The organism is Irregularibacter muris (assembly GCF_024622505.1).
Lineage (GTDB): Bacteria > Bacillota > Clostridia > Eubacteriales > Garciellaceae > Irregularibacter > Irregularibacter muris.
This window is the reverse complement of record NZ_JANKAS010000019.1, coordinates 1-18829: the sequence shown is the minus strand read 5'-3', so window position 1 is coordinate 18829 and position 18829 is coordinate 1. Positions and strand designations below refer to the sequence as shown.

The window sequence follows — 18829 nt, the reverse complement described above, 5'->3', positions numbered from 1 at the left end:
AAAGAATGAGTGAGAATACAAAAACTCAAAATCCTAAAGTGGAATTAACGATGAAAAAAGCTCTTATTGGATTTTTACTTCCACTGGCAACCGTACTTAGCTTGGTTATTTCAGGCGTAGATATTATGATTGCGATGTTAGCTGCTATTATGGTTGTAGCAATTTTTGCTTTAGTTGTTGGCTATAAATGGGAACAAGTAGAGCAAGCGGTTATTGAAGGCGGGAAAAGTGTTTTAGGGGCCGTAATGATCATGATTATGGTAGGTATGCTCATTGGAATCTGGATGTCGTCTGGTAGTGTTCCGTCGATGTTATATTATGGGCTTAAACTAATCAATCCCATGCTATTCTTGCCTATTACGCTGATTATCTGTGTTATTACATCACTGGCTACTGGCACAAGTTGGGGTACTGCTGGAACTATGGGTGTGGCACTGATCGGTGTGGCATCTGGATTGGGCATTCCACTACCTTTGGTATGTGGGTGTATTCTATCTGGTGCGGTGATTGGAGACAAGCTTTCTCCTCTATCTGAAACGACACTTTTGGCATCTGCTAGTTCAGGGACAAAGCTGTTTGATCACATTGTGTCTATGCTATATACTACAGTACCTTTGTTCCTTATTTCTTTTATTGCCTATGGAGTGCTAGGAGCTCAATACGCTCAATCGAATATCGATCTTGAAAATGTAAATGTATTAATTAATGGACTAGAATCTGGATTTAATATCAATCCTTTGATGTTGATCCCCCCTGTTGTAGTTATTGTTCTATCTATTAAGCGGGTTCCATCCTTAGCTGCGTTTGGTATTGGCATTCTATTTAGCGTAATTTGGGCTGTTATTTTCCAAGATACTACCTTCAAGGAAGTACTTTCTGTAGCTATTAATGGTTATGTTTCTAAAACAGGAGTAGAAAGTCTAGATAATCTTCTTACTCGAGGTGGAGCCATGAGTATGGCCTATGTAATGTTCACAGCAATGATGGCAGGAATGTTCTCAGGCGTACTTCGTCATTTAAACATTCTTTCCACTATCATGGAACGGGTGATGAAATATGTACACACTTCAAAGGCTCTAATTGGTACTACTTTAGGCGCTGGCCTTGCTCTAATGTTAGGTGGTGGTGGCCAGTATACCACACTCACTCTTCCGGGGGCAGCATTTCGTGAGGCCTATGACGATCTTGATGTTCATTCTTCTGTTCTTTCTCGTTCCATGGAGGATGTAGGGACAATGATTGACTGTATTATTCCGTGGACGGTTTCCGGGGTGTTTTATTCAGGCGTATTTGGTGTTCCAGTTTTGGAATATTTGCCCTTTGCTTTTCTTTCGCTGCTTTCACCCTTTATGGCACTATTTAATGCCTATTTCGGATTTGGTGTATACTACAAAAATGATCAGGTGAAATACCGACCATTCTGGAGACGCTCTAAACACACACCTGAAAATTCAGCAAAAACTGTTTCTTAAAAAATGGAGTTCTGTAAAATAAATTCTTGAATACTCAATTACAATGGGTAAGAAACATATCTTAGAAGGGAAGCTGATTTTATTGGCTTCCCTACTTTATTTTAAAATAGAAAAGTTCGCCTTGATCCCGAGAGGTTAAACCTTCCTATTTCATAAGTACATGTTTTTTGCACGCTTTCTTGTGTAATCCAGTATATAGGAAAGGGACAGACTTGAATAATTCCCTTCCCTAAGCTTTCATTAAAATGTTTTCAGATCTCATACAAAAAATATGTTTGGCAAATTTGTTTTCGTCCGTAACACACAGTTTATTAAGAGACAGTTGAAAAAAGGTCTCTTTAAATACTTAGGAATATTTTCTCGTATAAAAATTTTTAAAAAAAAGCTAGAATTAAATAATTTACTGGTTTTTAGCACTAAGTTATTTTTGTTTTATCCCATATCTTATTAAAATGAAAAATAAGTTTAAATGCTTAATTTTACGGCATTTTATACAAATGTTAACTTTAAGTGCGTGATTTCCATGTTAAAATGGTAGAAATAAGTGCGTAAAAAATTATAATGAAGATAGATATAAAATATATCAAATACCATTTTAAGAAAGGAAATAAAACCATGAACTTCAATGAACGATTGATTGAGCTAAGGAAAGCAAAAGGGTTATCACAAGAACAACTAGGTGAAAAATTGAACGTAGCCAGGCAAACTGTGTCAAAATGGGAGCTAGGAACGACAACACCGGAAATGAACAAGCTGATAGTATTAGCTAACCTATTTAATATAAGTCTGGATGAACTTGTTGGGAACAGTTCTTCGGTAGAAAACAGACAAAGTGTATCTTACCGCTTTGAATATGAATATAGTAGCAAAACCAAAATAATGGGCTTACCTCTAGTTCATATCAATATAGGATATGGAAGGAGAAAAGCAAAAGGAATCGTAGCCATTGGCAATATTGCAAAGGGATTGTTATCCATTGGTGGCCTATCAATAGGAATATTCTCCATTGGAGGATTAAGTTTGGGGCTATTTACATTAGCCGGTTTATCCCTTGGTTTATTATTGGCTGTTGGAGGCATAGCTATGGGAGCAATCTCCATAGGGGGGTTATCCATCGGTATCTTTGCCGTAGGTGGATTTGCATTAGGTATATATTCCATAGGCGGTTGCTCTATTGCACAGAAAATTGCAATGGGAGGATATGCTTCTGGCCATATCGCCATAGGTGAGGAAACAAATGGCACAATAAACTTCATCTCTAAGAACAACTTCAATCATTTTACTTCCAGCGATATAAAAAATGCTATTATAAAGGAATTTCCCGACACTTGGGATATTATCGTTTCAATCTTTTCTAATCTATGGTAACCTATTCAACAATAGAGAATAGAATAGAGCCCAGTAGGAAAAGTTATATACCATTTTCAAACTACTCCTATTGATGAATTTACAAGGAGAAAGTTCTATGGAAAAATCTAAAATTTTAGTATTAGAAGACAATAAAATAATACGAGAAGGCATCAAGACGTATTTAGAAGGAAATGATTATAAAGTCGAAGAAGTCACTACAATCCAAGAGTTTTATAATCAATTTATTGATGATATAGAATTATTTGTATTGGACGTCAATCTTCCTGATGGAAATGCTTTTAGCATCGTTCCCAAAATAAAAGAATTGAAAAAACCTATTATTTTCCTCACCGTTCGTGATGAAGAAGTAGATATCATTAATGGACTAAAAATCGGGGGAGATGACTACATTACAAAACCCTTCAAACTAGGTATTTTAAAGGCGAGAATAGAAACCGTCTTGAGAAGATATCAGAATGAAGATGACCGATTTATTTATTACGGTAAAATGGTTTTAGATACCGAGGGGACTGCACTTCACATAGATGGGAATGAAGTGGAGCTGAGACCGAAGGAATATTTGCTATTGGAAACCTTCATGAGAAATATGGGGAGAACATTGACTAGAGACTTTCTTATGGAAATCACTTGGGATCATTATGAGGAATTTGTTCACGACAATACCCTATCCGTCACCATTAGAAGATTGAGAGAAAAACTGGACATCTACGGCAGCAATATTAAAACCATAAGGGGTCTAGGATATAAATTTGAGTGAATAAAAGAAGCAGGAGAATCAAAATGAAAAAGAAGAAAGTCTTTATAACGATATTTCTTGTAAACTTCATACTATTCTTTTTATTATACAAAATGATAGATGGAATATACTATAGGGAAATTTCTAAATTAATGGATTTAGGGACTTATGGATATGACGGTTCTATGATCATCTATGAGAATAAATATCTTGTATGGATATTCATTGTTTTATGGAGCATTATTCCCTCTTCTATTTTTACTTATATTTATAATCAAAGGGAAAGAACTTTTTTAAAATATATAGAAATGGTTCAATCAAAACTAGAGTCCTTATCCAAAGGAGATTATTCCCTATCCATAGATGAAGTAAGCAGTCTTGGGGTATTGCATGACGAGCTATATAAATTAGTTTTGGAATTAAGAGAAAGTAAAGAGCTGGCCATAAGAGATAAGCTGAAAATAAAAGAAAATTTAGAAGATATCTCCCATCAGATCAAAACACCTTTAGCATCCATAGAAATCCTCCTTGAGCTGTGCAGAGAAAATCAAAATGAAAGAGACCTTGCTAAAATCGACGAGGAACTTTCGAAGGTCAATCACCTCATTTCTTCCATGCTGACCCTTGCAAGACTGGATGTAAATCAAATAGAATTTAAGTCTGAAGAGTTTTCCATTAAAGAGGCAATCAATGCCAGTATTGAAAGCCTAGAGACCCAAATCCGAGAAAACTCCATAAAAATTACAGTAGAAGGGGAAGATTTCATAATAATTGGGGACTTTTATTGGATGGTGGAAACCCTAATCAATATTATGAAAAATAGCATTGAATATGGGAAGTCCCAAGTTCACATTGTGACGAGAAAGACCAATGTATATTCAGAGATTGTAATCAAAGATGATGGAGAAGGTTTTACAAAAGAGGATCTAAATAAATTATTTCAGCGATTTTATAAATCAAAAAACAGTACAACCGGAGCGGGTATAGGGCTCAATCTTGCAAAAAATATTTTGGAAAAACATCATGGGACAATCACCGCTGAAAATGATAGTGGTGGAAGGTTTATCCTTAAATTCTATTAAAAGCTAGAAAAAATGCTTCTTTATTCGTTATTTTTTCTAGCTTGTTTTAGTTCTGTCACTTACATGTAAGATTCGATCGATATACTTTAATCGAGGTGATAATATGGAAATATTAAGGACGATAAATTTAACTAAAGATTATAAAGATGGCAATGAGGTAAAGACAGTACTTGATGATGTAAATGTTTCGATCAATCGAGGAGAGTTTATAGGAATATTTGGTCCTAGTGGCAGCGGCAAAAGTACTCTGTTAAATCTCATAGGAGGCCTAGATCGACCTTCTAAGGGAGAAATCTATGTAGAAGGAGAGAGAACGGACCATCTCAGTCAATCGAAACTTGCCCTATACAGGCGCAGGAGAATAGGTATCGTCTATCAATTCTACAATCTCATGTCCCACTTAACAGTAGAACAAAATATGTTACTTCCTGTACTAATGGATGACAAAGAGGTAGATGCCGAATTATATGGAAAAATCATGAATATAATGGATTTAAAAGAGAGATTACAAAGCTTTCCGGAAAGTTTATCTGGAGGAGAACAACAGAGAGTAGCCATTGCAAGGGCCCTGATAAATAAGCCTTCTATTGTCCTGCTGGATGAGCCCACAGGCAACCTGGATAGAGAAAATAGAAATAAAATATTCGAACTACTGAAATATTCAAACTCAGCATTTCATCAAACCATGCTCATGGTAAGTCATGATGAAGAGATCGTGAACAAAACCGATCGGGTCCTCCAAATAGAAGACGGAAAAATTATCCGGGATGTGAGTTTACGATGAAACTCTATGATCTGTATATTCAAAATTCACTGGACAGGGAAAAGAAACGGTTAAAAGCGTTGAAAGTTACAATTTTTTTAGCCGTAATAGCCCTTTCCCTGTTCATACTAATGTTTGGTAGTTTCGTAAGAAATAGTCAGGAAATGGCAGAAAAGACAATGGGGGATTATCATACAGTGATACCCGTAGATCTGGACAGTGAAAAAGTAAATACCTTGGAGAACAATGTAAATATAAAAAAATTAGCTTATTCCGGAAAAAAGGGAATGGAGAAGGGTCTGAATAATGATTTTGTTTTCAATGTCATCTTAGGAGATAAGCATTATTTTGAGACCATGAATGCCGCCTTATTAGATGGGGAACTGCCAAATCAAGAAAATGAAATTCTAATTCCTAAATGGACTGCCAAAGATTTGAATCTAAAAATCGGAGACAGTCTGGATACAGTGGATGAAGACAATGTCAAACAGCATTATAAAATAACAGGATTTATGCGTTACAATACAAGGAGTTGGGAAAAAGAAATCCCAATATGTACCTATATGGACTCAGATACCCTAAAAACCAATGCCGATCACGTGATTATTTGGTATAAAAATATAAGAGATACCTATAAAAGGACGCCCAAATTATACGAATCCTTTGGAATGGATTATGAAAAGGCATTGTATGAAGGGGGAGTTGATTATAATATTTTCTATCTCAGCAGTCATTTTGTCAATTCTGATGATGGGATGGTCAATGCAAGCAGCGAGAAGTATCCTCAAATATTTGCAACGGGATCCATACTCATTGGATGTTTTTTTATCATCGTCATCAAAAACATCTTTATGGTTTGGGAAAAAAACCATATGCGGGAATACGGCTTGCTCCTAAGCGTCGGGGCCAGAAAAAAAGATATCGTAAAGCTGGTCATCAAAAGATTAATGAAAATTGCCATAAAGCCCGTATTTTTAGGTGTGATTTCCGGAATGGTGCTGAACTTTTTGATGATAAAAGTGGTCAATAAGTACTACACTTTGTCGCAAATGAATTTATCGCCGGAAAATGTAAACATCTTTCAATTTACCATCAGCCCCTTGTTGATTCTACTCATTTTGATCATAAGCGTGTTGGTTATACTCCTCGCATCATTAGGGCCTGTATTTAAACTTTCTCGAGTACATCCCATCGATTCTATGAAATTATACCGAAAGGATAATACAAAATATAAAAAATCCTATCCTCTTAGAGGACGTAATTTTATCGGAGACTTGTCCAAAATAAATATGAAAAAAGACAAAAAAATGACTGTGGTATCGACATTGGCAATATCGCTGTCACTATTCATTCTCAGCGCGCTGTTGGCTCTTGCTTCCGGTTTGGATCTGGATTTAACCTACAATAGACCCGATGAATTATCCTACTACAATTACAAAATCAGTTATATGAGCCCTAAAAATATGCCGGAGGATTTAATCTCAGAATTGACCAATGATTTTGAAGAAGAGTATATCAGCTATAGGAAACACGATTTCTATGTAGAGAAGAGTAATGATTATGAAAACATATTGGATCAAACTTATTTACGGGAAATGTACCCGAAATACCTAGAGGACAGCGGATATGAAGAAATAGGGATGGATCTGGTGGGAATCAGGAGCAATCGGTTTGAAGACATTGTGGAAAGCCTTGATTTGGAAGTAAAAGATTTCAGCAATGGCAGCGAATGCATCGTAGTAAATACAATGCCTACGGACTTGACAAAGCCTCACAGCAGATTGGAATACACAAATGTGATTGATGAAAGTGTAAATCGACTTCGAGTCAATGTAAATCCATCATTCATTGACGAAAAAACAGAAGGTTTTGATTTAGAGGTGTTGGCTTATTCGAGGGACCCCAATATCGTAAAGACATCCTTATCAAAGGGACTCATGGCCCTAATGCCCATGGAGCATTTTATGTCGATTCTAAGTGAAACGGATAGGAATACGGCAGCTGATGTCTTCTTTGAAGAAACTCTCTACTTGAAACTACCGAAAGATACAAGTTTAGAAGAAATCAAAAGCAAAACTGAGGAATATCTAAATATGCGGGATGTGGAATTTTTCAGCAGAGAAAATCTGCATGCTTTTGAATCAAATTCCAACCGAATGTTATATTCCGTAATCTTCATGGCCGCTGTATTTATGGCAATCGTTGGTCTATCCAGCTCCTATAGCGCCACCAATAGCATGAATGAGTCCCGAAAACAAGAACTCGTTCTATTGCAAATCATCGGGATGGACAAAAGCACTTTAAAAAAATTAATCATTCGAGAAGTGCACTATAATATGATATTCATCGGCATTACCAGTATTGCATTTCTCTTGATATCCGCTTATATTGGTACTATGGCTTATAAAGCCTTTGGTGTATTAGAGATACTGTTGAATATGAAAATTTATCTCTGTTTGCTCTATCTGCTTTTGATATATGCAATCTTTAGGAGAAATTATCTCAAGACTCTAAAAGAAGCAGAATTGACGACAAATAGCAGAATTATGTAGGTGAAAATAGAATGAAAAAGATAATATTGTTTTTAATATTTTTATTGTTGATATTTATGGTCTTTCCGAGAGTTGGTCTATATGAATTTGTATTTGATCGAGGAGAGTATGACGATAGGAATGAATCGTCCACTGAAATCATTAAAGATTTAGATGAACTGAGTCCGAAAACCAAGGAACTGGCCCTTGAGTTTTTAGAAAGATGTGAAGAAAATGGGCTTGATGTGCGAATAACAGAAACCTATCGAACCCAAGCCCGACAAGATATACTCTATGAACAAGGCAGAACGACACCCGGCTTAGTCGTCACATGGACGAAAAACAGTAAACACACTAAGAGACGTGCATTTGATATCTGCAAAGACAATACAGATGACCCTTATGGAGATGTAGAGTTTTTTAGAAAATGTGCACAAATTGGTAGAGAAGTAGGACTTACTCCAGGCTATTATTTTGATGAGGTTCAAGATATCCCTCATTATGAATTAAATAGATGGTGGTTGCCTTAAGAATAAAGATTAAAACCAAATATACCCAAATATAATAAGCATTTAAAGAGGCATTATTTTAACTTAGGGGTGAGATAAGGCCTCTTCTTTATCTTTTAACAAAGGAAGATGTCATAATTGAATAGTGCCTTTAATCAGGTATTTATCAGTACAAAGACTTCTCCATTGTATAATTGGCAGGATGAAAATTACGAAAATCACCATTGCATCATTATGCAAAGGTAAAAGTATATTTAAGGTACTGTTCAAAACAAGATTCCCATGATTAAGAAAGGAGTATTTAAATGGATGATGAAATAGTAGTATATGGTTTGCTGTTATTCGCATTTATTGCCGGCAGCATTTATCATTTCCGGATACGAAGACAGTGTATTCACCCGATACGATTAACGAAGCCTAGGATGATTCTGTCATCTATCATACTCTTCATATTTTGTTTTATTGCCTATATCGGTGGTAATGTATGGCATTATTATATTCTTGCCCTTGCCGGAGCGGTTTTTATAATATCCGGAGTAGTGGCAGAAGGGATTCATGAAAAAGGAATTTATTATGGAGGAGTTCATGGAATTCACCTAAAGCGATTGGCCAAATGGGAAGACATAGAGGATATTAAGATTGACACACAAAAAAATAAATTGCAAAGTTTTAAACTAAAAACTACAACCATTTATCCAGGCCAGTTTTATAGTTCACAAGCTATTCATGAAATCAAGAAATTATTAAAAAGATAATTGAAAAAGACAAGATGTTGTTTCTATCCTCTTTATCTTTACCGTTATTGCTGTTAACTTTGATTGTGTTGATGTATTAATTAGACCCTATCCCCTAGCATGACACAGCCTCTGAAGTCTTTTTATTTCCCCTTGAATATTTGAATTTTATTACATAATGATGAGAGAAAGGAACAATATAATGAAAAAGCATAAGGTAAATAAGAAAAGGTGGATGAAAGTTATATTAGTAATGGTTTTAGTTATTGCTATTGGTTTTGGTGTTTATAGCATTTATGGGTCATATAAAATAAACGAATTATCCAAGATGACATACGAACAAATGATTAATTATACGACTGAAGGAAATAAAGATGCGGTAATCACTGTTGGGGTTATACAGAATGGCAAGATAGAGTATAACGTTTATGGTGAGGATGGCACTAGATTACCTTTCAAAGAGCATATATATGAAATTGGCTCCATTACTAAAACATTTACTACATCACTATTCTGTAAGGCAATAAATGAAGAAAAAATCAGCTTAGAGGATTCAATTAACGAGTACTTGAATCTTCCATTGGAGGAGTATTATCCAACGATTAAAAGACTAGTAACTCATACATCAGGGTATAAAGGATTTTACTTTGAAAAACCTATGATATCTAATTTTTTACATAGGAAAAATGAATTCAATGGAATAACTCATTCAATGCTCATAGAGAAAATGGGAAAAATAGATTTAGAGGATAGAGAGTATGCATTTACATACTCTAATTTTGGTTTTGCAGCTTTAGGAGCTGTGCTTGAAGAAATTTATGGAGACGATTATACTACATTGATAAATAATTTTATAGTTGAAGATTTAAAACTTGCAAACACGAGGATTACAGATGGATCTGGTGATTTAGAGAACTATTGGGAATGGTCAGAATCTGATGCCTATATGCCGGCTGGAGCATTGTTATCAAATATAAAAGATATGATAAAATATGTTCAAATACATATGACTGAAAATCTAGAATATTTATCGATTGCACATAGAGCATTGATCGAAGTAAATGCTTCTGATGGAAATTATGAGAAACTAGGAATACAAATAGATGCTGTTGGCATGGGTTGGATGATAGATGATAAAAATAATATTATATGGCATAACGGTGGTACGGGAAATTATAATAGCTATATTGGGTTTGATAAGGAAAAACAAATTGGAGTAGTCGTATTATCCAATTTACCACCTGATTATAGGATCCCAGCAACTGTTATAGGAGTTGATATTTTGACTTCTTTACAAACAAACTAAACCGTTCCTATTACTTGTGAGGGATGGAAGTAATTTATGAAACATGAAAAAAATGAGGAAATCCTCCTAACAGACTATGAGTTTAAGATTCTTCAATTATCTCTTTCTTACCTTAAAAGGAATATCATGGGAACCCCTGAAATCTATAGCAATGAAGCAAAAGAACTCATCATGATATTAAACCAATACATTGCCCATGAAAGTGAGCTTAAAAAGATGAATATGAAAGGAGCTTTGCTGTGAAAAATCTGAAAGTGGCTTTATTGCAGATTCTTCCCGAAAATGATTTAGATGGGAATTTACAAAAGGGATTGGAGTACTGTAAAAAATCAAAAGAAATGGGTGCCGATATTGCATTGTTTCCTGAAATGTGGAGTGTTGGCTATAATATTCCAGAAGATATTGATGAATTGAAAACAAGTGCTGTATCTGCTAATAGTGAATTTGTAAATTCATTTGGAAAACTTGCTAAAGAACTTAATATGGCCATCGGAATAACTTTCCTTGAGAAATATGATCCATTGCCTAGGAACACTTTCGTTTTATTTGATGGTTTTGGAAATAATGTACTTACCTATGCAAAGGTGCACACCTGTGACTTTGGAGATGAATGTAGATTGACACCAGGTGATCACTTTAATGTTGCTAACTTAGATACTGAACATGGGGTTGTAAAAGTAGGTGCAATGATTTGCTATGATAGAGAATTTCCAGAAAGTGCGAGAATTCTTATGCTAAAAGGGGCTGAAATTATTTTAGTACCTAATGCATGTCCTATGGAAATAAACCGTATTTCACAGTTAAGAGGGAGAGCCTATGAAAATATGGTTGGGATTGCAACTGTTAATTATCCAAAAGGTAAACCGGATTGTAACGGTCATTCTACTGCATTTGATGGGATTGCTTATAGGCCTTCTGAATCTGGTTCAAGAGACACACTTATTATTGAAGCAGGAGAAGGAGAGGGAATCTATATGGCTGACTTCCCTATTGATGAAATTAGAGAGTATAGAAGTTGGGAAGTTCATGGCAATGCATATCGTCGTCCACAGAAATACCAATTACTTACTTCAAAAAATATAAAAGAACCCTTTGTCAGACAGGACTATAGAGAATAATAGGAGGGATTTTATAGAGAATATGGATCTGATACCAAAGGGGCCTATTTTGGATGGTTAGCAGGTTACCAAAGGTTAAACAATAGCCTTCCGTTAATGGATTATTAATAAAAGAAAAATCATTGTTTTTGACGGCGTTTTATTAGAATTCATATCACTTTTTTGCAAAAAAAGTGTTGGCTTTTTATTGCCAACACTAAATATTATAGGGTCTATTTAGATCTATCTTATTTTGTAGGGCAGTTTTCTACAACCCTTTCTACAACTTTTAAGGGTCGCATCATGTCATTATCTTCATGCTCCAGTATATGACAATGCCATACATAATCTCCGACATGCTCTTTGAAATGCATCATAATAGAGGTGACTTCACCGGGTTCTGCTCGAACGGTGTCCTTTAGACCGTCTTCATAGGGGAAAGGTTTGTTTAATTTCTCAAAATCTTCAGGATTGGTGGGATCAAATCGATAGTTTCCATTTTCATCGAAATCAGAATCTGTGACCGGTTTTCTTCCAAGGATCTGAAAAGGAACCAGATGCACGTGTACAGGGTGTGGGAATTGGAAGGTATTTCGTATATGCCATATTTCAATAGTATCCAATTCTACGATTTCTGTTACTGGATCACTCCACATCCTATCATTTAATAGATGCTGCACTCTGCCTTCATAATGGGGATCATCTTTTGCTGCTAAAGTCATGGTCCTTTGTTTAGTAGCTAAGGCTGGATTCATAGGATGATAAGGGAACAATTCATCTGGAATTATACTGGTATCTTTTGATTGACAGTAATCGTCAACTTTAAACTTCATGATAAATCCTGTATGAGGTGAACCTACAGCCCCGGCATTGCTATTGATTAAAGTGATATTCCTTCCCTTATATTTAGAAAAATCAATGATCAAGTCTATTCTCTCAGCAGGCTCTAAGGTGAAGGATTCAATTTCAATGGAATGATGTAAAAGTCCTAAATCTGTACCAATTTGATGAAATTTTTCCCCATTGTCTAATTGAAGATCATATGCTCGTGTATTAGAACCATTCAATATCCTAAATCGGTATTTACGGGGTTCAACATTTAAATATGGCCAAAGTTTCCCATTAACAGCAATGGTCTCTCCAAAGAAAAAGGATGGAGTAGATGGAATGGGATGGGGGACTTCTGGGGTTGCATTATCAGGATAATACAGCGACCCATCTACATTAAAGGTTTTGTCTTGAATCAATAGAGGTATTTCATAATCGTCACTTGGAAGGTTTAACCTTTTTTCCAATTCATCTCGAAGAATATAAAATCCAGCCAAGCCGGCATATACATTTAATCTTGTTATGCCAATCGCATGATCATGATACCACATAGTAGCAGAGGGTTGATGATTGGTATACTCATATACCTTTCTTTCAAAAGTCTGTCCCACGTGATTATAATTATGAGTATACCAAGCTTCGGGATGTCCATCACTATCAGAGGCTACATTTGCCCCATGAACATGGACAACGGTTCGTACATCAGGACTATTGATACTCCCATGCAAAGTATGATCCACTGGTAAGAGATGCTTCTTTGGAAGTTGATTTTTCCATGCCACTTTAATAGGCACGTCTTTTTCAGCCTCTATGGTTGGCCCTGGGTAAGTCCCGTTATATCCCCAAACCTTTGTCCAGGGAAAGCTTCGATGGAACTTGTGCTTTGTTTCTTTCATCACTATATTATAAAATGTTTCTTTTTCTATCGAGTAATCATCAAATCCATAGGGTATTGCAACCTTGGGAATGGGTAGGGGGTCAACAAATTTAGGGATGGTTTCAGGATTTGAAGGATCGACTTTAGTTTCATACATAATATCTGTATAATCTTTCATCACGACACATCCTTTACATGGAAATTATAAGAGAGAAAATAGATATATTGTATTGTAATATTATATGCAAGGGGAAATAAGATGTGATAAACACTTTGAATAAGGAAGGGTTTTTCATGTTATATTTGTACAGACAATAGGTATGATGAAAAAATTACAGGGGAAATTTTATTATGAACCAACTAGATCTTTATTTAATGAGGTGATACCATGGTTAAAAAGAATGGAGGATAAAAATCATTGGTGAGGAGTAGGGGCATACCATTTGACTAACAGCGACAAAGAGATAGTATTTTAAAGATGATATAGTGTAATTAAGAAAGATTAGAAGGAATATTAGTTTATAAGAAATATAAATAAAAATTAACGGGGGGTATATTATGAGGGAATGTCTAAGGTGTAAAACCAAAATGATTGAAAATTGCTCAATAAAAGTTGAAGGTGGTGGCTATGGAATCGTAATGGCAACAGACGATAAGCGTTTATTCGCCAATAGAATAGGAAAACCCAAAGTAGCAATTTGTCCAAACTGTGGAGAGGTATCTATCTACGTTGAAAATACAAAGAACTTAGAATAGACGATACAATAGATAATGGAGGTATCAGATGGTAGTAAAAAAAGAGGTGAATTATGAAAAAGAGAGGTTTGATGCGTTGGATAAGCTTACAATTAGTAGTCTTGATTCTGGTCATGATGGCAGCAGGAGGAGTCAGTCAGGCAGCTGAACAAGGTGTCACCCCCTCGGGTATTCATGTCTCGGATTTGGAAACAGAAATAGAAACTTATATAGAAGAATATAAAGATACGACAGCAGCAGTATCGGTAGCCGTTTTTCAAAATGGAGAGACAATACATGAAGGTTACTATGGCAATGGAAATATGGAGATGGAACTTAAGAATTCAACCGAAACAGTCATGGAGTGGGGATCTGTAACTAAAATGTTGGTATGGGTTTCAGTAATGCAATTAGTCGAACTTGGCGAAATGAATTTAAGTGAAGATATCAGAACCTACCTTCCAGAAGGATTTTTGTCCAATTTAAAATATGATCAACCAATTACTATGATGAATCTGATGCATCATAATGCAGGATGGGAGGAACAGCTAATTGATTTATTCATACCCATTGGAGAAGAGGTTGGTGAACTAGGAGATGTTCTAAAGAGCTCCTTGCCCAATCAATTATACGAGCCAGGAACTGTCGTAGCTTATTCCAATTGGGGGGTATCTTTAGCCGGATATATTGTGGAAAGAGTCAGTGGAATGGGCTTCTCTGATTACGTACATAAACATATTTTTGAACCATTAGGTATGGAGCATACCGCTCTCCTTCCCACCTTAGAGGATAATTCCTGGGTAAATGAACAAAGGGATCTTTTAAAATGCTATTCTGCTGATCTTAGGGATTTAGGGCCTAGTCGTTATCAGTTGGCCCTATATCCTGCCGGTATGGCAACAGGAACATTAGAAGATTTTCTCCTATTTGGAAAAGCCTTGGTACCAAAAGGGAGAGACAGATCAGAGTTATTTAGAAAGCGGGAAACCCTAGATCAATTCCTAAGTCCAACACTTTTCTACCATGATGAAAAAAATACTCCACGAAATGCCCATGGATTATGGGTGGATAAAACCGAAGTTCTTGCCCTTGGTCATGGAGGGAATACGCCTGGAGCCTCGGCCAATCTTCAATTTGATCCGATAAGTGGAATAGGATTAGTTGTAATGACAAATCAGAGTGGAGAAACAGTCTATAATATTGGGCTTCAAGAGATGATTTTTGGAAAATACCCTGAGCCTACGGATGAGTTTCAAATGAGGAATATTTCAGGAGTCTATACCCAGGCTCGTACCATAAAAACAGGAGCATTGCGACTATATAGCTTCCTTTTGACCATGCCTTTTTTATCTGGAAATGAGAATAATTTTTATGTACCGATGATGGGGATGGAATTAATCCCTGTAGGTTTTGATCGTTTTTTATTGGATTATGGTGAGACTGTAGGTACGGGATTTGTTTCTGAAAATAAAAATGGTTCTCCTACATTAGAAATAGGTGTTCAAGATTATTTGCCCAAAAACCCAATAGTATATGCTATTGAAATTTTCCTAATCCTTATTTTGGGCTTAGCACTGATTTATAGCCTCTATACAATAATAAGAGCTCTGGTTCGAAAGCTTAGAAAGAAACCATCAGAGCCCAAAAATGGTGAAAGAATATTGGCCAGTGGCGGTAATCTGGGATTGTTTTTCTCCTTTTTATATGTTGTAATGAATGTTATAAACTATGAAACCTCTAGAAACATCCGCCTTGGATTGATTCTTTGTACCATCTTTTCAGCTTGGATTTTAATTTATCTTGTTCGCTCCATTATCGCTTTTAAAGAATGGGGAAAGCATCTATCAAGTAGAAAAATATTTAATACCATTCTTTCTTGTATTGCGATGCTATTGAATTCTTTTTATTGGCAATGGTTTAAGTTTTGGTGAAAATAATAAACCAGATTCAAGATTGAGAATAAACGGTGGAAAAACCAGGTCGCTGTTCCTTTAGCAGATGGAAAGTGCACGGTAGAACCAAGAATGATAGCATTCGCTTCCCACAATGCTTGACCTACTGTATTAACCATATCATTGGCAAAGATACATCTTCCTATTTTGCCTGGTTGTTTGTAAATATAGCAAGCGATACATCCTAAAACAGGCTTCTTACCTACCTGAAATATTAATGAGGAGATGAAAATTGAATATCCAGAATTGAGAAGAAAATCACCAGATGTCTGTGCTACAATTTAAGCATAGTAGGTGATTTTTCTATTTTCAATGTGAGAGTCAACAAGAAGAAAAGGAGACTATAAAAAATGACAAAGGAAGAAATGTGGAAAGCGACATTCGAAAATGATGCATCCTATGACGGTATTTTTTTCTACGCGGTCAAGTCTACAGGAATTTATTGCCGTCCTTCCTGCAAATCCAAAATACCCAAACGTGAAAATGTTTGTTTCTTTGGTACATCAGAACAAGCGAGAAAGGCTGGATTTCGACCTTGTAAGCGTTGTAGAAGTGATCTCTTAGATTATCAACCGATGAAGGAAATTGCAGAAAAGGCAAAGCAATTGCTGGAAGATTCATATAACAAGAGTTGCGACTTGAATCTGGAAATGCAAAAGATAGGAGTTTCTTATCGTCGTATGGCTGAAATTTTTAAGGATGAGTATGGTGTAACATTGTCTGAATATGTGGCTAATCTGCGTCTGGTTGAGGCAAAACGGATGCTTTCGGACACTGAAGATGAGATTATTGACATCGCCTACTCCGTAGGATTTAGTGGATTATCATCCTTTTATCGTTTTTTCAAAAATGGAACAGGATTACCTCCTGCTGCATATAGAAAGGAACATCAAAAATGATTAAATATGCTTTTTATAATTTTAAATTTGGATTTCTAAAGATCGGTTATAGGGACAAAGTAATTCTTTCCATTGAGAAAGTGAATAGAATTGAAGAGGATGGAGAAAGGTCTAAGTTGTCTGACCTAGCTTATAGTCAGATATGTGAATACTTAGAGGGGGTACGTAAATCCTTTGATTTTCAATATGCAGTTTATGGTACCAAGTTTCAAGAGAAAGTATGGGATGCTCTTGGTAAGATTCCCTATGGAGAAACCAGAACATATAAGGAGATTGCTGAGATGATTAGTAGTCCTAAAGCAAGTCGAGCAGTGGGGATAGCCAATAATAAGAATCCAATCATAATAGTGATTCCTTGCCATCGTGTAATCAAAACAGATGGGTCACTTGCAGGTTATGTAGGGGGTCTTGATATGAAAAAAACTTTACTAAAGATTGAAAAAGGAGATGAAGCAAATGCATGAAAGTCAAATTTCAAGTATACAAATTTCTGATATCGATATGAACAAATGCTACTTTAATCCTGGGTGTGCACTTAGTATTTATAAACCTAAATCGGGACAAAAGATATTGGACATGCTCAACAAATATTTTGGGAAGGTGCAGCTACATAGTATATGCTGTCATCATGAGCCTAAACTTCCCCATGGATCTACCATAATAAACAATTGTGCAGGTTGCGATAGAAGATTTCGTTCTTTATATGAAGGTGTTAATACAATTTCCCTATGGGAGGTATTGAACAGTATGGAAGGACTTTCCCTGCCAAATCATAGGGGATTGACGGTGTCTGTACAGGATTCTTGCTCCTACAGACCAAAACCTCAAGTTCATGCAGCGGTTAGAAATATTTTAAAGAAAATGAATATAGAAATTATAGAATCTAAATACAGCGGCACAAAATCCATTTGTTGTGGGGATAATTTTTATCCGAGACTTCCAATCGATAAAATCATAGAATTACAGAAAAAACGTGCCTCACAAATGCCTTGTAAGAATGTTGTGGTATATTGTGTTTCCTGTATTAAATCCATGACCATAGGGGAAAAAATTGCCCATCATATGGTGGATCTTGTTTTAGATGAAGAAACCCAACCACAGGAAACAAGAATTGATGTATATCATGAAGAATTGAATAAGTATATTGATGAACACTAATTACAGTGCAAGCAGTTCTTGGGGGAAGACCTTATCACATTTCTTTATCCTTAGGAATAAAATATATTATATTGACTGACCTGAGGAGGAATGGAAATGAATTATCACAATCCAAATGAATGTGATTATATAGTAGGAGAACCTTATCCTGCCGTACAAGTAAGCGGTCCAAATCCCATTTATGCTTGTGAAATGCTCAGTAATATAGGAGATATTGTTTCCGAGATGAGCGATGTTGTTCGTTACTTCTATATCTCAGTTGTGGCGAGAGAACAGTACAGCTCTATAGCAACATGTTTTCATCATATCAGTATTGTTGAAATGCATCATTTAGACATATTCGCCCAACTTGCTTTACAACTAGGGGCAGATCCGCGGATTTGGAGCGGCGGTGCTTGTAAGCGTTGGTGGTCTCCTTCCTTTATTGGCTATCCAAAAGACATAGGTGGGTTAGTAGCTGAGTCTATTAAAGCTGAAGAAGCAGCCATCAGTAAATATTCTAGACAAGCAAACACCATTTATGATCCAAATATCGTAGCAAACTTAAACCGTATCATACTTGATGAAGAGCGTCATCTACAGATTTTCAGAGAGATGTATTATCAATTATCATAAATAGTACAGTACATTAAAGAGAAAGGCACCGCCTTGTATGTACCGACCCCCAAAAGTTAGACCAAAAATCTAACGATTGGAGGTCGGTATTTTTATGGCTGTATACAGTTATGAGTTTAAAAAGAAAGTTGTAGATGCATATTTACGTGGCGAAGGAGGTTATA

The 18829-nt window shown here is 35.9% G+C and carries 18 protein-coding genes; 17 read left to right on the top strand and 1 reads right to left on the bottom strand.

Translation table 11 applies throughout. The features are described 5' to 3' along the window. Positions 1 to 5 precede the first annotated feature (5 nt). The 11 genes from nhaC (at position 6) to NSA47_RS14125 (ending at position 11622) form a co-directional block, all read left to right on the top strand. The gene (nhaC, locus tag NSA47_RS14175; protein ID WP_257533099.1) at positions 6 to 1472 is read left to right on the top strand and encodes a Na+/H+ antiporter NhaC; all 1467 of its coding nucleotides are present in this window, start codon (positions 6 to 8) and stop codon (positions 1470 to 1472) included. A gap of 561 nt (positions 1473 to 2033) precedes the next feature. Beyond that, the gene (locus NSA47_RS14170) at positions 2034 to 2840 is read left to right on the top strand and encodes a helix-turn-helix domain-containing protein (RefSeq protein ID WP_257533097.1); all 807 of its coding nucleotides are present in this window, start codon (positions 2034 to 2036) and stop codon (positions 2838 to 2840) included. Between the two features lie 97 nt (positions 2841 to 2937). Then, positions 2938 to 3600: a response regulator transcription factor gene (locus NSA47_RS14165; protein ID WP_257533096.1), complete on the top strand. Its 663-nt coding sequence runs from the start codon at positions 2938 to 2940 to the stop codon at positions 3598 to 3600. 23 nt (positions 3601 to 3623) lie between these two features. Continuing rightward, entirely contained in the window at positions 3624 to 4661 is a 1038-nt protein-coding gene (locus NSA47_RS14160) for a sensor histidine kinase (RefSeq protein WP_257533094.1), read from the top strand. Between the two features lie 103 nt (positions 4662 to 4764). Next, the gene (locus NSA47_RS14155) at positions 4765 to 5445 is read left to right on the top strand and encodes an ABC transporter ATP-binding protein (protein WP_257533092.1); all 681 of its coding nucleotides are present in this window, start codon (positions 4765 to 4767) and stop codon (positions 5443 to 5445) included. A 59-nt stretch (positions 5446 to 5504) separates the two neighbouring features. Further along, on the top strand, positions 5505 to 7976 hold the full coding sequence (locus tag NSA47_RS14150; protein WP_257533090.1) for an FtsX-like permease family protein: 2472 nt from the start codon (positions 5505 to 5507) through the stop codon (positions 7974 to 7976). 11 nt (positions 7977 to 7987) lie between these two features. After that, entirely contained in the window at positions 7988 to 8485 is a 498-nt protein-coding gene (locus NSA47_RS14145) for a M15 family metallopeptidase (RefSeq protein WP_257533088.1), read from the top strand. Positions 8486 to 8769: 284 nt separating this feature from the next. Next, positions 8770 to 9219 carry a YoaK family protein gene (locus tag NSA47_RS14140; protein ID WP_257533086.1) on the top strand — a complete coding sequence of 150 codons (450 nt, stop codon included), beginning with the start codon at positions 8770 to 8772 and terminating at the stop codon, positions 9217 to 9219. 181 nt (positions 9220 to 9400) lie between these two features. Next, a complete protein-coding gene (locus NSA47_RS14135; RefSeq protein WP_257533084.1) occupies positions 9401 to 10504 on the top strand; it encodes a serine hydrolase domain-containing protein in 1104 nt (367 codons plus the stop codon). 36 nt (positions 10505 to 10540) lie between these two features. Further along, positions 10541 to 10747, top strand: a complete 207-nt coding sequence (locus NSA47_RS14130) for a hypothetical protein (protein ID WP_257533082.1) — start codon at positions 10541 to 10543, stop codon at positions 10745 to 10747. Further along, on the top strand, positions 10744 to 11622 hold the full coding sequence (locus tag NSA47_RS14125) for a carbon-nitrogen hydrolase family protein (protein WP_257533080.1): 879 nt from the start codon (positions 10744 to 10746) through the stop codon (positions 11620 to 11622). The genes NSA47_RS14130 and NSA47_RS14125 overlap by 4 nt, the downstream gene beginning before the upstream one ends. 227 nt (positions 11623 to 11849) lie before the next feature. Here the strand turns inward: NSA47_RS14125 and NSA47_RS14120 are convergent, their stop codons facing one another. Continuing rightward, entirely contained in the window at positions 11850 to 13484 is a 1635-nt protein-coding gene (locus NSA47_RS14120) for a multicopper oxidase family protein (RefSeq protein ID WP_257533079.1), read from the bottom strand. Between the two features lie 380 nt (positions 13485 to 13864). Between NSA47_RS14120 and NSA47_RS14115 the strand changes: the two genes are divergently transcribed. The 6 genes from NSA47_RS14115 to NSA47_RS14090 all read left to right on the top strand — a co-directional run bounded on the left by NSA47_RS14115 (position 13865) and on the right by NSA47_RS14090 (position 18665). Continuing rightward, on the top strand, positions 13865 to 14062 hold the full coding sequence (locus tag NSA47_RS14115; protein ID WP_257533076.1) for a nucleic acid-binding protein: 198 nt from the start codon (positions 13865 to 13867) through the stop codon (positions 14060 to 14062). Between the two features lie 53 nt (positions 14063 to 14115). Continuing rightward, the gene (locus tag NSA47_RS14110) at positions 14116 to 15972 is read left to right on the top strand and encodes a serine hydrolase domain-containing protein (RefSeq protein ID WP_257533074.1); all 1857 of its coding nucleotides are present in this window, start codon (positions 14116 to 14118) and stop codon (positions 15970 to 15972) included. A 371-nt stretch (positions 15973 to 16343) separates the two neighbouring features. Next, entirely contained in the window at positions 16344 to 16892 is a 549-nt protein-coding gene (locus NSA47_RS14105; RefSeq protein WP_257533072.1) for a bifunctional transcriptional activator/DNA repair enzyme AdaA, read from the top strand. Further along, a complete protein-coding gene (locus NSA47_RS14100) occupies positions 16889 to 17356 on the top strand; it encodes a methylated-DNA--[protein]-cysteine S-methyltransferase (RefSeq protein WP_257533070.1) in 468 nt (155 codons plus the stop codon). Before NSA47_RS14105 ends, NSA47_RS14100 begins: the two co-directional genes overlap by 4 nt. After that, the gene (locus NSA47_RS14095; RefSeq protein ID WP_257533068.1) at positions 17349 to 18050 is read left to right on the top strand and encodes a (Fe-S)-binding protein; all 702 of its coding nucleotides are present in this window, start codon (positions 17349 to 17351) and stop codon (positions 18048 to 18050) included. The genes NSA47_RS14100 and NSA47_RS14095 overlap by 8 nt, the downstream gene beginning before the upstream one ends. A gap of 96 nt (positions 18051 to 18146) precedes the next feature. Further along, positions 18147 to 18665, top strand: a complete 519-nt coding sequence (locus tag NSA47_RS14090) for a ferritin-like domain-containing protein (RefSeq protein WP_257533066.1) — start codon at positions 18147 to 18149, stop codon at positions 18663 to 18665. Positions 18666 to 18829 lie beyond the last annotated feature (164 nt).

Bases quoted from the DNA above. Each gene is read 5' to 3' on its own strand.
- NSA47_RS14160 (WP_257533094.1), top strand. From the start codon at position 3,624: ATGAAAAAGAAGAAAGTCTTTATAACGATATTTCTTGTAAACTTCATA.
- NSA47_RS14095 (WP_257533068.1), top strand. From the start codon at position 17,349: ATGCATGAAAGTCAAATTTCAAGTATACAAATTTCTGATATCGATATG.
- NSA47_RS14100 (WP_257533070.1), top strand. From the start codon at position 16,889: ATGATTAAATATGCTTTTTATAATTTTAAATTTGGATTTCTAAAGATC.
- NSA47_RS14165 (WP_257533096.1), top strand. From the start codon at position 2,938: ATGGAAAAATCTAAAATTTTAGTATTAGAAGACAATAAAATAATACGA.
- NSA47_RS14105 (WP_257533072.1), top strand. From the start codon at position 16,344: ATGACAAAGGAAGAAATGTGGAAAGCGACATTCGAAAATGATGCATCC.
- NSA47_RS14135 (WP_257533084.1), top strand. From the start codon at position 9,401: ATGAAAAAGCATAAGGTAAATAAGAAAAGGTGGATGAAAGTTATATTA.
- NSA47_RS14170 (WP_257533097.1), top strand. From the start codon at position 2,034: ATGAAGATAGATATAAAATATATCAAATACCATTTTAAGAAAGGAAAT.
- NSA47_RS14090 (WP_257533066.1), top strand. From the start codon at position 18,147: ATGAATTATCACAATCCAAATGAATGTGATTATATAGTAGGAGAACCT.
- NSA47_RS14115 (WP_257533076.1), top strand. From the start codon at position 13,865: ATGAGGGAATGTCTAAGGTGTAAAACCAAAATGATTGAAAATTGCTCA.
- nhaC (WP_257533099.1), top strand. From the start codon at position 6: ATGAGTGAGAATACAAAAACTCAAAATCCTAAAGTGGAATTAACGATG.
- NSA47_RS14140 (WP_257533086.1), top strand. From the start codon at position 8,770: ATGGATGATGAAATAGTAGTATATGGTTTGCTGTTATTCGCATTTATT.
- NSA47_RS14155 (WP_257533092.1), top strand. From the start codon at position 4,765: ATGGAAATATTAAGGACGATAAATTTAACTAAAGATTATAAAGATGGC.
- NSA47_RS14145 (WP_257533088.1), top strand. From the start codon at position 7,988: ATGAAAAAGATAATATTGTTTTTAATATTTTTATTGTTGATATTTATG.
- NSA47_RS14110 (WP_257533074.1), top strand. From the start codon at position 14,116: ATGAAAAAGAGAGGTTTGATGCGTTGGATAAGCTTACAATTAGTAGTC.
- NSA47_RS14130 (WP_257533082.1), top strand. From the start codon at position 10,541: ATGAAACATGAAAAAAATGAGGAAATCCTCCTAACAGACTATGAGTTT.
- NSA47_RS14120 (WP_257533079.1), bottom strand. From the start codon at position 13,484: ATGAAAGATTATACAGATATTATGTATGAAACTAAAGTCGATCCTTCA.